At 35.2% G+C, this 15,556-nt stretch carries 9 protein-coding genes; 7 read left to right on the top strand and 2 right to left on the bottom strand.

What is annotated here, in order from left to right; translation table 11 throughout:
• Positions 1-112 precede the first annotated feature (112 nt).
• From ABD859_RS22785 to ABD859_RS22795, 3 genes are all read left to right on the top strand, one after another.
• Complete coding sequence (locus ABD859_RS22785) at positions 113-2,236, top strand: hypothetical protein (RefSeq protein ID WP_345147089.1); 2,124 nt, start codon at positions 113-115, stop codon at positions 2,234-2,236.
• 209 nt (positions 2,237-2,445) lie between these two features.
• Positions 2,446-4,305 (top strand): rhamnogalacturonan lyase, encoded by a 1,860-nt coding sequence (locus ABD859_RS22790; RefSeq protein WP_345147091.1) that lies wholly within the window; start codon positions 2,446-2,448, stop codon positions 4,303-4,305.
• Between the two features lie 252 nt (positions 4,306-4,557).
• Positions 4,558-6,945: a TonB-dependent siderophore receptor gene (locus ABD859_RS22795; RefSeq protein ID WP_345147092.1), complete on the top strand. Its 2,388-nt coding sequence runs from the start codon at positions 4,558-4,560 to the stop codon at positions 6,943-6,945.
• 134 nt (positions 6,946-7,079) lie between these two features.
• On the opposite strand, the gene ABD859_RS22800 is transcribed toward ABD859_RS22795, so the two are convergent.
• Positions 7,080-7,835, bottom strand: a complete 756-nt coding sequence (locus ABD859_RS22800) for a response regulator transcription factor (protein ID WP_345147094.1) — start codon at positions 7,833-7,835, stop codon at positions 7,080-7,082.
• A gap of 263 nt (positions 7,836-8,098) precedes the next feature.
• On the opposite strand from ABD859_RS22800, the gene ABD859_RS22805 reads away from it, so the two are divergent.
• Entirely contained in the window at positions 8,099-9,280 is a 1,182-nt protein-coding gene (locus ABD859_RS22805; protein WP_345147095.1) for a serine hydrolase domain-containing protein, read from the top strand.
• Between the two features lie 93 nt (positions 9,281-9,373).
• On the opposite strand, the gene ABD859_RS22810 is transcribed toward ABD859_RS22805, so the two are convergent.
• The gene (locus ABD859_RS22810) at positions 9,374-10,414 is read right to left on the bottom strand and encodes a GntR family transcriptional regulator (RefSeq protein ID WP_345147096.1); all 1,041 of its coding nucleotides are present in this window, start codon (positions 10,412-10,414) and stop codon (positions 9,374-9,376) included.
• 393 nt (positions 10,415-10,807) lie between these two features.
• Between ABD859_RS22810 and rhaT the strand changes: the two genes are divergently transcribed.
• The 3 genes from rhaT (at position 10,808) to ABD859_RS22825 (ending at position 15,548) form a co-directional block, all read left to right on the top strand.
• A complete protein-coding gene (gene rhaT / locus ABD859_RS22815) occupies positions 10,808-11,857 on the top strand; it encodes an L-rhamnose/proton symporter RhaT (RefSeq protein ID WP_345147097.1) in 1,050 nt (349 codons plus the stop codon).
• Positions 11,858-11,882: 25 nt separating this feature from the next.
• Positions 11,883-14,024 (top strand): bifunctional aldolase/short-chain dehydrogenase, encoded by a 2,142-nt coding sequence (locus ABD859_RS22820; protein ID WP_345147099.1) that lies wholly within the window; start codon positions 11,883-11,885, stop codon positions 14,022-14,024.
• A 249-nt stretch (positions 14,025-14,273) separates the two neighbouring features.
• The gene (locus ABD859_RS22825) at positions 14,274-15,548 is read left to right on the top strand and encodes a sugar isomerase (protein ID WP_345147101.1); all 1,275 of its coding nucleotides are present in this window, start codon (positions 14,274-14,276) and stop codon (positions 15,546-15,548) included.
• The last annotated feature ends 8 nt before the right edge of the window (positions 15,549-15,556 follow it).

Below are 15,556 nucleotides of genomic sequence, written 5' to 3' on the forward strand. Positions count from 1 at the left end.
CGTACTTTGTAATTTACAAACGTATTACTAAGTGAAAAAAACTTGCGTGCTTTGCGGTAAAAAAACATTTCAAACTGAAACAAGAAACAAAAAAACAAACCAAAATAACCATATGAAAAACTATCAACTCATAACCGTATTCTTATTTTCGATTTCGGCTTTGGCGCAGAAAATTGATCGAAAAGTCTTAGTAACGCGTCATAATGTTCAAATTTCGGCTATTGATACTTTGGCATCTTTAACGGTTGGAAACGGTGCTTTTGCTTTTACGGTTGATGCCACCGGACTTCAGACTTTCCCGAAAACATACGAACACGGAATTCCGTTGGGAACTCAGTCAGAATGGGGATGGGACAGCTATAAAAATACGGAGAATTATAAATTTTCTGAAACCTTAAGAGATTACAAACAATACGGAAGAGATATTTCGTATACTGTTCAAATTAAAGAACCTAAGCGAAAAGTAGAAGCTGTAAACTGGTTTAGACAAAATCCGCATTTATTGCAGTTAGGGAATCTGGGTTTTGAAATTACAAAGAAAGACGGCAGTCTGGCTCAGTCTTCTGATATAAAAGCAATTTCGCAAAAACTGAATGTGTGGACGGGAGAAATCGAAAGTTATTTTGAAATTGAAGGAACGCCTGTAACCGTTTTAACAGCTTCACATCAGGAAAAAGATGAAATCGGCGTAAAAGTAAAATCAGATTTATTAAAAGAAAAACGTTTAAAAATCAGTTTGCGAATTCCGTTTCCAACAGGCGATTGGGCAGATATGGGAACCAAATATGAAGGAAAACAGGATTATAAAAGCGAGCTTATAGAAAAATCTAAAACGGAAGCTGTTGTTACACACAAAATGGACAGCATTTCTTATAATGTCAATTTTAGATGGAAAGGAAATGCTAAAATCAAAAAAGCTTCGGATCATTATTTTGTGGTGGAAGCTTCGGATGTAAATACTTTAGAATTAAGTGCGCTTTTTGCTTTGGCAGAAAACAAAACAAAAAATTCTTCATTTACAGAAATTCAAAACAGCAGTATAAAAGGCTGGGAAAAATTCTGGAAAAGCGGTGCAGCAGTAGATTTTTCGGGCAGTACAGATAAACGCGCCAATGAATTAGAGCGAAGAATAATTTTATCGCAGTATTTAACAAAAGCCCAATGTACAGGAAAAGTGCCTCCGCAGGAAACGGGTTTAACATATAACAGCTGGTACGGAAAACCGCACTTAGAAATGCATTGGTGGCACGGCGTTCATTTTGCACTTTGGAACCGTCCGGAATTGCTGGAGAAAAGTCTTCCGTGGTATCAAAAGGTTTTTGATAAAGCAAAGAATATCGCCAAAAGACAAGGTTTTGAAGGCGCAAGATGGCAGAAAATGGTTGATGCAGACGGAAACGAAAGTCCGTCTTCTGTGGGATCATTTTTAATTTGGCAGCAGCCGCATTTTATTACCTATGCTGAATTGATGTACAGAGCCAATCCAGCAAATGCTGTTTTGAATTTATACAGCGAACGTGTTTTTGCGACCGCTGATTTTATGGCTTCGTTTGCGTATTACGATCCAAAAACAGATCGTTATGTTTTAGGTCCGGGCGTGATTCCGGCTCAGGAACGTTTTAAAGCAATGGAAACATTTAATCCAACGTATGAATTGGCGTATTGGAACTGGGCTTTGAAAACGGCAATTGCATGGAAGAAAAAACTAAATCAAAAAGTACCTGAAAAATGGGAAACAGTTTTGGCTAAATTATCGAAACTTCCTGTGGCTGATAATGTATATCTGGCAACAGAAAGTGCGACAGATTCATACACAAATCCTGAATTCAAAACCGATCATCCTTCTGTATTAGGAACTTTTGGTATGCTGCCGGAAACGTCTCTTTTAGATAAAAAAATCATGAAAAATACTTTTGATCTGGTTTGGAATACCTGGTCATGGGATAAAACATGGGGTTGGGATTTTCCTATGACAGCAATGTCAGCTGCACGTTTAGGCATGCCTGAAAAAGCTGTTGATGCACTTTTTATGAATGTAACCACGAATACGTATTTAAAAAACGGACATAATTACCAAGCCGAAAGGTTGACGCTTTATCTTCCGGGTAACGGCGGTATTTTAACTGCCGTTGCGATGATGTGCGCCGGCTGGGACGGTTCGACAGAAGAAAATCCGGGTTTTCCAAAAGACGGCAGCTGGAAAGTAAAAAGTGAAGGATTTAAGAAGATGTTTTAATTGAGGGACAGAGCGGCAAAGGGGCAAAGAGGCAGAGTTTTTTTTAATTGAAAAATATAATAATCTCGCAAAGACGCAAAGGCGCAAAGTTTTTTAATTGTATAATTTCTTAATCTTAAACTTTGCGTCTTTGCGAGAAATAAACCTCGCGTGCCTTGCGTAAACCTTAGCGCTCCTTGCGGTTAAATTTCACCTTTAAAATAGAAATCATGAAACATAAAGTCTTTTTAATACTATTCCTTTTTGTAACCCTGAATATATTCAGCCAGAGACAAATGGAAAATCTCGACCGCGGGATTATTGCCCTTAAAAACAACGGACAGTTCTTTATCAGCTGGCGTGTTTTAGGAACAGATCCTGATGATCTGGCATTTAATTTATACCGAAAAAGCGGCAGTAAAAAAGCAGTTTTATTAAATGAAAAACCTATAACGGGAGCAACAAATTATATTGATTCAAAAGCAGATTCGAATACCGAAAATACCTGGTTTGTAAAAGCAGTTTTAAAAGGTAAAGAATCTGAAACTTCGGGAAGTTTTACCATTCCTGCGAATGCTTCGGATAAACAATATCTCTCTATTAAACTCAAAGAAATTGAAGGATATATTGCTAATGATATTTCGGCTGGAGATTTAGACGGCGACGGACAATACGATTTAATTGTGCACATGACCGGAAAAGGACATGATAATTCGCAGACTGGAATTACAGATCCGCCTATTTTTCAGGCTTATAAACTCGACGGAACATTTTTGTGGCAGATTAATTTAGGAAAAAACATTCGCGAAGGCGCACATTATACACAGTTTATGGTGTACGATTTAGACGGCGACGGAATTGCAGAATTGGTTTGCAAAACAGCCGACGGAACTACAGACAGTGTAGGAAATGTTGTTGGCGATGCATCAAAAGACTGGGTTGACAGAGATTCAAACTCGAAAACGTATGGCAAGATTTTAAAAGGTCCGGAATATCTTTCGGTGTTTGATGGAAAAACAGGAAAACTCATTACTACCGTAGATTATATTCCGGAGCGAGGTGATCTGGCTGGCTGGGGCGGAAACGGCGGAAGCGGAGGCAATGATACCAAAGGAAACCGAATGGATCGTTTTTTGGCTTGTGTGGCTTATTTAGACGGCGTACATCCAAGTGTGGTAATGTGCCGCGGTTATTACGGAAGAACGGTTTTGGCAGCCTGGGATTTTAAAAATAAAAAACTGGCTTCGAGATGGGTTTTTGACAGTAAAAATGCTGAGAATCCCTATTCTGGAATGGGAAATCATAATTTAACCGTTACAGATGTTGATAACGACGGAAAAGATGAAATCATTTACGGATCGATGTGTGTGGATGATAACGGACAAGGTTTGTATACAACAGGTTTCAGACATGGCGATGCGATTCATGTTTCTGACCTTGATTTGGATATTCCCGGTTTAGAAGTTTTCGGAATTCATGAAATCGAAAACAAAACTACCGGTCCGGGTGTAACTTTATTTTCTGCAAAAGATGGAAAAGTTTTATTTACAGATTCTCTAAACGGCGATGTTGGCAGGGGAGTTGCAGATAATATTGACCCAACAAGAAAAGGTGCGCAATGCTGGTGGTCGGGTTCGTCTTATTTACATGATATGAAAGGAAATAACATTGGAAAAGCGCCAAGTTCAACTAATTTTTTAATTTACTGGGATGGTGATACTTCGAGAGAGCTTTTAAATTCTAATTACATCGATAAATATAATGTGGGAAGATTGTTTACTGCCGAAGGCGCGGTTTCTAACAACGGTACAAAATCGACTCCTGGGCTTTCTGCTGATATTTTAGGAGACTGGCGTGAAGAATTAATTTTAAGATCTGAAGATAATAAAGAGCTTAGAATTTATTCTACAATAATTCCAACTAATGTACGGCAATATACTTTAATGCATGATCCGCAATATCGTTTAAGTATTGCGTGGCAGAATGTAGGTTATAATCAGCCGCCACATACAAGTTTTTATATGGGATTTGGAATGAATCCTGCACCAAAACCCAATATTGTTTTGGTACCTCTAAAAAGTAAAAATTGATGTTTATAACCATTTGAAAAGCAGAATAAATTAAAAAGATGTCAGAAAGTACTTTTACCAACATCTTTTTTTTGTTATGCTAACATAGAGAATTTTGTTAAAAAATAGAATTATTTATTTTTTAAGTTTAAAAAATTGTTAAATCTATTGAAAAAGTAATTAAAATCATTATTATCTAGAATAAATAAAAATAATTTGGTATAGTTTAATACAACGTATAAATTTGCCTTATTCAAAATAATTCTAAATAAAATGAAAGTAAAAATAGTATTGCCGCTGCTAAGCTTTTGCTTATTAGTACTGACAAGTGTCACTTCGTTTGCGCAAAACAGTACCATTAAAGGTATGATTTCGTTAAGTACAAATGAGTCTGCAGATAACGTTTCTGTATCGTTAAAAGGAACTCGTATTGGAACTACTACTGACGCTCAGGGTAATTACGAAATTAAAAACGTTAAACCGGGTAATTATACCATTAGGGTTACAGCGGTTGGATTTTCACCAAAAGAGAAATTCATCACTGTTGCTGATGGAAATGAAATTGTAGAAAATTTTACCTTAATTACTACATCTGAAACTCTTACTGAAGTATTTGTAAAAGGAAATGCAAACAAATACACAAAATCAGAAAGCGAATACGTTTCGAGAATGCAGGTTAAAAACCTTGAAAACTCACAAGTTTACAACGTAGTAACTAAAGAATTAATGAAAGACCAATTGGTTACAAATCAAGATGAAGCGTTGAAAAACGTTCCTGGTTTATACCAATTATGGGGTGCTACAAACCGTGCAGGCGATGGAGGTTCTTGGTACTCATTACGTGGATTTACTACTCAAAGTTTAGTTAGAAATGGTATTGCAGGAAAAGTAAACAGTAATTCTGATGCTGCAAACCTTGAAAGAATTGAAGTTATTAAAGGACCTTCTGCAACTTTATTCGGAAATGTTCTTTCTTCTTACGGAGGTTTAATTAACCGTGTAACTAAAAAACCATACGAAAATTTTGGCGGTGAAATCTCTTATCAGGCAGGAAGCTACGGATTCAACCGTGTTGCTGCAGATGTTAACACACCGCTTAATGATGACAATACAGCATTATTTAGATTAAATACTTCATATAATAATACAAATACTTTTCAGGATTATGGTTCTTCAAGAAGTTTCTTCGTAGCGCCGTCTTTCTCTTATAAAGTAAATGATAAATTGACTTTGTCTCTTGACGCTGAAATTGGTGATCAGAACAACTCTGGTATGCCGTTAATTTACCTTCCTTTTAATGTTTCTATTGCTGCCTTAGGTTTTAATAATGCAAAAGACCTTAACATGAATTTCAAAAGATCATTCTGGGGAGATGAGTTTATAACAAATACAAAAACATTCAACGTTTTTGCTCAGGCAAATTATAAAATTTCTGATGAGTGGACTTCTCAGTCTGTATTTAGCAGTACTTCTAACAGAGCTTCTGGACCACAAACATGGTTTTATCTTTTCCCAGACGAAGAAATCTCTAGAAATGCATGGAATGCAAACGGAAAAGATAACGCAATTGAATTCCAGCAGAATTTTAACGGTGATTTCTTGCTTTTCGGAAAAATGAGAAACCGTTTCTTAATAGGTGGTGATTTATTCCACTCAACAAACAGAATAGGATATAGATTATTACCAACAGCAGAATTTGACAGAATAAAATATACAGGAGCAGCTCCTACTTACAACAACTTTAATCCAACGACTGTTGCTAATGAATTTGTAACCGGATCTGATTATAAAACAAACAGCTCACTTTCAACATATAGTGCTTATGTGGCAGATGCTATTAACATTACAGAAAGCTTAATTGTTTCTGCAGCAGTTCGTTTTGATCATTATAATAATCAAGGAATTACAGATGATACTACAGGTCAAAAAGCAGGTGATTTTTCACAAAATGCATTTTCTCCAAAATTTGGTGTAGTTTATCAAGTAATAAAAGACCAGGTTTCTGTTTTTGGTAACTACCAAAATAGTTTTACGAATGTTGGATATATCAATGCAAATGTTGGCGGAAGTCTTCAGCTTCAAAAATTTGATCCGGAAAGAGCAAACCAGTTTGAAGGAGGTATTAAAGTAAATGCTTTTCAAAACAAAGTAAGTGCTACACTTAGCTACTACGATATTAAAGTTAAAGATATTGTAACTTCTGACCCAAGTTTACCAGATGCAAGTATGCAAAACGGAACACAATACAGTAAAGGTTTTGAATTAGAAGTTACGGCAAACCCAATTCCGGGATTAAACCTGCTTGTTGGGTACTCAAACAACGATTCTAAATTAAACGGATTAAGACCTGTAACGGCAGGACCAGAAAACTTAATTAATTATTGGATTAGCTACAACCTTCAAAACAATACATTTAAAGGTTTAGGTTTAGGATTTGGAGGTAACTATGGAGACGCTACATATATTTACAACAGCGGAACTGAAACTTTCGAATTACCATCTTACGCTGTAATCAACGCTGCATTGTACTACGATCAGCCTAAATACAGAGTTTCATTAAAAGTAAACAACCTTACAGACGAATTGTACTTTAATGGTTATACTACAATCAACGTACAAGCTCCACGTACTTTCATGGGAAGCGTAACGTATAAATTCTAATAAAATTTAGAAATAAAATAAAATGCCCGAACGAAAGTTCGGGCATTTTCCATATAAAACCTTAGCACCTTAGCACCTTAGCACCTTAGCACCTTAGCACCTTAGCACCTTAGCACCTTTGTGCCTAAAAAAAACTATATCCATTTCAGTTTAGCAGCAAGTGTGCAAGCCTCTGCTGTATTATTAACTTTCATTTTTTCGAGAATGTTCTGTCGATGACGGCTTACGGTATTAATGCTTATAAAAAGCAGAGAAGCAATTTCTTTACTTTGTTTACCCTTTTGAAGCATTTTTAAAATTTCGATTTCTCTTGAAGAAAGAAACGAAAAATTTCCGGCTTCATTTTGCTGCAGAATTTTTCCGTTTGCTGTATTTATAATCTTTCCTTCATAATGAAAAGCCTGCGAAAAATCGAAATTGTAAAGACATAAAGCAAGTTCTACATCTTCATTTTCATTCGAAAAATAAAACATTTTGTGCAGTAACGATTTAGAAGCTGTTTTATCTTTAATTCTCAGTCGGCTTATAACGCAAAAATCTTTTCTTTCATCAACCGGAATTGTTTTAATAAACTGAAAAAACTGAAGTTCTAAAAGGTATTTCTGCAAAACATCTTCATTATTGAGTTTATCAAAAAGTTCTTCTTCCCAGATACTTTCTATTTCCTGCATCTGGTTTTTTTTAAAGATATTTAATTCATCAGCAATTTTTCCAGAATATACGTAGCTTTTATTGTTATAAAGATCACTTAAAACGGCAATTCCGTTTTCTAAATCTGCAAAGTTCCGCGCAATTTCCTGACATATTTTTAATTGTTCAATGTTTTTTAAATCAGCAGCATTATGCTGTTTGAGCAGTTGTTTGTTTAGATCATTTTTTATGTTTTTCATCAAAAAATGGTTATTAATAAGCATTGTCTTATGCCTGTCTGGAAAATATATTTGTATGATTTTTTGGACTGAAATATAATAATTTAAAATGGGATTTAAAGTAATTTTAAAAGTCTTAGTTTTTTTATTTGACTTATTATCAAGCTGTTTTCTTTAAATTGCAGTTTAAAGTTTTTTAAAAAAGTAAGATTGTAACGACTGAACCGCGAATCAGTTGAAAATAACAGTAATAAAGACTAACAAACAATGTAATAAAGCTGAATATGAAACACTTTTTCTTAATTATTTTTTTTACAGGCATTTTATCTGTGCATTCGCAAAATACATCTTTGATTAAAAGATTAGACGGAAGCACCATTTCTCAGGACAGTTTAACGGCATCCATTCAAAACCTTATGAACAAGGCCGATGTAAAAGGACTGGCTGTAGCAGTTTTTAATTCGAAAAAACCGGTTTACATGAAAACGTTTGGTTTTAGCGATGTCGAAAATAAAAAGAAACTAGAATTGCAGACCAATTTATACGGAGCTTCTTTTAGTAAAGCTGTGTTTGCTGTTGTAGTTATGAAATTGGTTGACGAAGGCGTTATCAATTTAGATAAACCACTGCAAAGTTATCTGCCAAAACCTATTTATGAATACGAACCTAAAGTATGGCACGAAGATTTTAAAGAACTTAAAAATTATCCGGAATACACCAAAATAACCGCCAGAATGTGTCTGGATCATACTTCCGGACTTCCTAACTGGCGCTGGTTTGAACCTGATGAAAAACTGCGTATAAAGTTTGAACCCGGAACACGATACAGTTATTCTGGTGAAGGATTAACGTATTTGCAGGTAGTTATTGAAAAAATTACCGGAAAACCATTGGAAAAAATTGCTCAGGAAAAAGTATTTCAGCCTTTAGCAATGAGCGCTTCGAGTTATCAATGGCAGGAAAAATTTGAAAAAGATTATGCATACGGATATGATGAAAAAGGAATAAAACAGGAAAAAGACAAAGACAACGCACCAAGAGGAGCAGGAACGCTGGAAACAACAATTGAAGATTACAGTAAATTTCTCTCGGCAGTTTTAAATAAAAAAATACTGAGTTCAAAATCTTATAAAGAATTATTCAGCCCGCAGATTCGTATTCGCTCTAAAAATCAATTTGGCCCCGGAGCATTAGAAGACGGAAACTGGAATGACGCAACGGAACTTTCGTACGGTTTAGGCTGGGGATTAGTTAAATCACCATACGGATACGGCGCTTTTAAAGAAGGGCAGGGCTCAGGTTTTCAAAACTATAGTATCGTTTTTCCGGATAAAGGCATCGGAATGCTTATCATGTCTAACAGTTACAGCACAGGAAAAATAATAAAATACCTCTTGGAAACCGGTATAAAAGACACTTACACACCATGGGAATGGGATCAATACATTCCTTATGATGCCAAATAAAAAGAAAGCTCCAAATTAGTATAATTTGGAGCTTTTTTATAGCGTTAGAACCTCAGAACCTTAGTATCTCAGCACCTTAGAACCTTTGAAACTTTAAATCGAATTCCTGTCAATAAAATTAAACGGCACTTTAAACTGTCCTTTTTCTTTGTTTAAAATCATTCTTGCAGCAGTTTCACCCATTACATTAAAGTCTGTAGACATAACGGTTATGCCCAGTAATTCTTTTAAAGGTGTATCGTTGTATGAGATTACGCCAATCTCTTTTCCTAAAACATATTCTTCATCGCGAATTTGCTTTACCAGATTTACCAGATCAGATTCTTCAATGGTAATAAATAAATCACCTTTTTTAAGAATCATATCGTCGTAAACTTCGCTTAAAATTTCAAAATTGATTTCGTGTTCAACACAAAATTTTCTAAAACCATGCAGGATTCTTCTAGGATAAGGATAAACGGCTTTATCAGGATAAACCAGAATTAATCGTTTATATTTAGTTATTTTAGAAAGACCTTCTTTTAATGCATTATAAATATCATTTTCAAAGTCCTGATATATTTTAATAACATCATCGCCGGTTCCTAATTTTATATTATCTAAAACAACTAATTTTTCCTGCGGAATATTTTTAATGGCATTTACTACTTCATCAGTAAAACTTAAATGTTTTAGCTCATCAGTTTTAAAATGCGTTGTAATAACGTAGTAATCGTAAGCACCTTCAAACTTGTCCAGAATATTTAAAAACAAGGTTTCATCGCAATGGTAAATCTGAAGATCGACGTGTGCATTGGCTCCAAGAGTATTAATAAAAGCACTGTAAGTCTTCATTTTATACGAGCTCAATTTATTAGTCAAAAACAGAATGTTGACTTTAGATTCCAGTTTTGTACGGGTAATATAATAGCCTTTTCCTCTAATCGATGAAATGATTTTGCGCTCTTTTAAAATATTATAAGCTTTCTCGACAGTATCGCGTGACATATAAAATTCTTCGCTGAAGCTGTTAATGGAAGGAATTTTTTGGTTTATTTTTAAATTTCCGTTAGCAATATTCTGCAAAATCGAGTCTACAATCTGCTTGTATTTTGGAACCCTCGAATCCTCGTCTATTTTAATTAATTTAATCATGCTTGTATGTGGTAAATTGAAATAACGTTAAAACTTAATTTCAATTTTTTTAATTGTAATTTAAAAAAAAGCAAACTTAAAAAATCGCTTCATGTATTGATTTTGCTACTTTCCTTACAAAAAATATAAATTAAATAAAGGCTTACTTCGTTTTCAGGCTCTTAGATTAATTTTATATTAAATTAAGGTAAAAATAATTACGAAATCGATTGCTAAAATAGGGTTTTTAAATTTATTTTTCCAATATAATGCGATCGTTCTTTGCATTTAGTGTGCATTTTTAACAAAAAATACATAAATCATAAAGGATAGTACAGGACAGTTTTAATTTTTACATTATATTATTTTACAAAACCAAACTAACTATCACAATTAACCAAAACAAATTATTAAATGGAATCATTATTAGGAATCATTTTTCATTCTATCGGAGGATTCTCTTCAGGTAGTTTTTATATGCCTTTTAAAAAAGTTAAAGATTGGGCCTGGGAAAGCTACTGGCTTGTGGGAGGTTTCTTTTCATGGTTAATTGTACCGCCTGTTGCTGCTTATTTAACGATTCCAAATTTTACTGAAATAATCATTGCTGCTTCGCCAACAATTAAAGCCTTTACATTTTTAATGGGGTTAATTTGGGGAATTGGAGGTTTAACATACGGATTAGGCGTTCGCTATTTAGGAATGTCATTAGGAAACTCAATCACACTTGGATTTTGTTCTGCGTTTGGTGCCTTGGTTCCTTCAATATATTACGATTTATATCCAACAGACGGTAAAATTTCTTTTACTGATATGCTTGCGACTTCGGGCGGACAACTGGTTTTAATTGGAGTTGCGGTTTGTCTTTTAGGAATTGCTATTTCCGGAAAAGCAGGAATGCTCAAAGAAAAAGATTTTGCAACTGGGCATGAAGATAAAGACAAAGATTTTAGTTTGGTAAAAGGTTTAACGGTTGCTGTTATTTCGGGTATTTTAAGTTCATTTTTTAATTATGGAATCGAAGCCGGAAAACCAATGGCAGAACAAGCAGTTGAATTTGGCTGTAATCCGTTATTTCAAAACAACGTAACCTATATTGTACTGCTTTGGGGAGGTTTAACAACCAATTTTATATGGTGTATTTACCTAAACTTTAAAAACAAAACGATTGGCGATTATACTAACAAATCGACGCCAATTACTAAAAATATCCTTTTTTCTGCTTTGGCTGGAACAATGTGGTTCCTGCAGTTTTTCTTCTACGGTATGGGAGAAAGCAAATTAGGAAACGGTGCCAGTTCATGGATTCTGCATATGGCAACCATTATATTAACTGCTAATTTCTGGGGCTTTTATCTTAAAGAATGGAAAGGTGTTTCTAAAAAAACATTCAACACTTTCCTTTTAGGAATAGGATTAATTATGCTTTCTATTGTTTTAGTGGGAATAGGAAACTCTTTGTAAAAACTGAAAAATACATATGATAACAATGTCAAATACAAATACAAAAATTATGAATTTTAAGCATGTAAGCTACCTTTGGGATGACGCTAAGGCCGAAGCATTAGCTGGTGATGAAGTAGCGCTTTTCATTTATCGTTCTAATTTATTAGGAGCCGATTTAAGATTGACAAACTATGGAGGAGGAAATACTTCTGTAAAAATTACTGATAAAGATCCGTTAACTGGCGAATCTTCAGAAGTAATGTGGATTAAAGGTTCTGGAGGAGATATTGGAACTTTAACAAAATCAGGCTGTGCGGCATTGTATTTAGACAGACTTCGTAATCTTGAAAATGTATACAGAGGAATTGAGTTTGAAGACGAAATGGTAGAATTATTCAACCACTGTATTTTTGATTTAGCTTCAAAAGCGCCATCTATCGATACGCCTTTACACGGTTTTTTACCATTTAAACATATTGACCACCTTCATCCAGATGCGGCAATTGCAATCGCAGCGGCAAAAGACGGAGCTAAAATCACTGAAGAATTATTTAACGGTGAAATTGGCTGGGTAGGATGGCAGCGTCCTGGTTTTGACTTAGGGCTTCAGTTAAGAAGCTGTTTAGAAGAAGCTGAAAAGAAAGGAAAAAAACTAAGAGGAATTATGTTAGGATCTCACGGTTTATTTACCTGGGGAGATACTGCATACGAAAGTTATATCAACACACTTGAAGTAATCGAGAAATGTGCTGAATACTTAGAAAGCAACTATGGAAAAACACGTCCGGTTTTTGGAGGTAAAAAAATCGACAGCCTTGCACAAGAAGCACGTAAATTACAAGCAGCAAAAGTGGCGCCGATTTTAAGAGGTTTCTGTTCATCAGAACGCCAGATGATTGGACATTATACAGATGATGCAAGAGTTTTAGAATTCATTAATTCTAATGATTTAGCAAAATTAGCTCCACTTGGGACTTCTTGTCCGGATCACTTTTTAAGAACAAAAATCAGTCCGTTGGTTTTAGAATTAGATCCAAGCGAAGATTTATCAGATATAAACGCGGTAAAAGCAAAATTAGCTCCGGCTTTTGAAGCTTACCGTGCTATGTACAAAGACTATTATAATGCCTGCAAGAAATCGAATTCTCCTGCAATGCGTGATCCAAATCCGGTTGTGATTTTATATCCTGGAGTTGGTATGTTCACTTTTGCAAAAGACAAAACGATGGCGCGTCTGGCATCAGAATATTATATTAATGCTGTAAACGTAATGAAAGGTGCAGAAGCAGTTTCTGAATATACTTCATTACCACATCAGGAAGCTTTCGATATCGAATACTGGTTATTAGAAGAAGCAAAATTACAGCGTATGCCAAAACCAAAAGCATTATCTGGAAGAGTAGCTCTTATTACAGGTTCTGCAGGAGGAATTGGAAAAGCTATCGCTAAAAAATTCGCTCAGGAAGGTGCGTGTGTAGTAATCAACGATATTAACGAAGAGCGTTTAGAAGGTGCAACAGCAGAGTTTATAAAAGCTTTTGGTAAAGATGCCGTTTCAAGCACTTTATTAAACGTAACAGACGAAGTAAGCACAGAAAAAGCATTAGATGAAGCTTCTCTTGCTTTTGGAGGTGTAGATATCGTAGTAAACAATGCCGGAATCAGTATTTCTAAATCAATCGCAGAACACACTCTTGAAGAGTGGGACAGATTATACGATATCTTGGTAAAAGGACAATTTATTGTTTCTAAAGCCGGAATCGAAGTAATGCGTAAACAAGGTTTTGGAGGTGATATCGTAAACATTGTTTCTAAAAATGCAGTAGTAGCAGGACCAAACAATCCTGGATACGGTTCTGCAAAAGCAGCTCAGGCGCACTTAACACGTTTAATGGCGGCAGAATTAGGAGCAGATAAAATTCGTGTAAACACAGTAAACCCAGATGCTGTAATTTCAGATTCAAACATTTGGTCTGGCGGATGGGCAGAAGGACGTGCAAAAGCATACGGAGTTACAGTGGAAGAACTTCCTGCTTACTATGCAAAACGTACTTTATTAAACGAAATTATTCTGCCGGATGACATTGCCAATGCATGTTTTGCTTTTGTTGGAGGTTTACTTGGTAAATCTACAGGAAACGCCTTAAACGTAGACGGCGGTGTAGCAATGGGCTTTTATAGATAGAAATTATTTAAGTTTTTTTATAAGTTTGTTTAAGCAAAAGTGGTTTTTTGTGGTCTAACGTTCGATTTATCGAGCGTTAGATTTTTTTTAGAAATAACTTTTTAAACAAACAAGATTCATTAAAATATAAAGTTAAACAAAGAGTCAGGTTTATAATCGGAATATTTTTGAAATTAAATTTTATGTGTTAAAAATACACGTATAAAAGAAAATTATATATCTTGTAAGCTCTATTAAAATATAAGTATTATGATAATCGGATCAAACAATATTGAATCTCATAACGAAGGATTATTAAAAAAACACCAGAACAAACTGGTTTTTACAGCATCAGAAATTGATAATACAGAGGCGATTATCCAAAAATTAATCGATTTTCAAATTGCCATTCCATCTTGGGCTTTAGGAACAGGAGGAACAAGATTCGGGCGTTTTGCCGGAGGAGGAGAGCCGCGTTCAATTGAAGAAAAAATTGAAGATGTAGGACTGCTTCACAAATTAAACAGTGCTTCAGGAGCTATTTCGCTTCACATTCCGTGGGATATTCCACAGGATTACAAAGCCATCAAAGCACTTGCTGCACAGCACGGTTTAAAATTTGATGCCATGAACTCAAACACGTTTCAGGATCAGGCAGATTCTGAACATACTTATCGATACGGTTCATTACAAAACGTAAACAAAGCAGTTCGCAAACAGGCAATTGCACACAATATAGAAGTTATAAAACACGGAATCGAGTTAGGATCTGAGTCATTAACAATCTGGCTTGCAGATGGATCTAATTTTCCGGGACAGTTAAACTTCCGTAAAGCATACCAAAATACATTAGAAAGTTTAGAAGAAATCTATGATGCCCTGCCTTCAAACTGGAAATTATTTTTAGAATATAAATGTGCTGAGCCTAACTTTTATTCAACGACCGTAGCAGATTGGGGGCAGTCTTACTCGTATGTTAAAAAGTTAGGCGATAAAGCGCAGACTTTAGTCGATTTAGGACACCACCTGCCAAATGCAAACATCGAACAGATTGTTTCTTTATTATTAATGGAAAACAAACTAGGCGGATTCCACTTTAACGATTCAAAATACGGAGACGACGATTTAACTGCAGGCGCTTTAAAACCATATCAATTATTTTTGATTTTCAACGAACTGGTTGAAGGAATGGACGCTAGAGGAATGAACCATGCTAAAGATTTAGGCTGGATGATCGACGCTTCACACAACATCAAAGATCCGTTAGAAGATTTATTACAGTCAGTTGAAGCCATTATGATCGCTTATGCACAAGCACTTTCTGTAGACAGAAAAGCATTAGAAAAAGCACAAGAAGAAAACGACGTAGTAAAAGCACAGGAAATTCTTCAAAATGCATTCCGTACAGACGTTCGCGCTCTGGTTGCAGAAGCACGTTTACGTTCTGGAGCCGCTTTAAATCCGGTAGAATTATACAGAAGCCTTTCAGTAAGAAAAAATCTAATTGGCGAAAGAGGATTAAAAACATTGGCTACAGGCTTATAAAATAGAAT

The sequence above is a fragment of the Flavobacterium ginsengiterrae genome, assembly GCF_039539785.1.
In the GTDB taxonomy this organism is placed as follows: Bacteria; Bacteroidota; Bacteroidia; order Flavobacteriales; family Flavobacteriaceae; genus Flavobacterium; species Flavobacterium ginsengiterrae.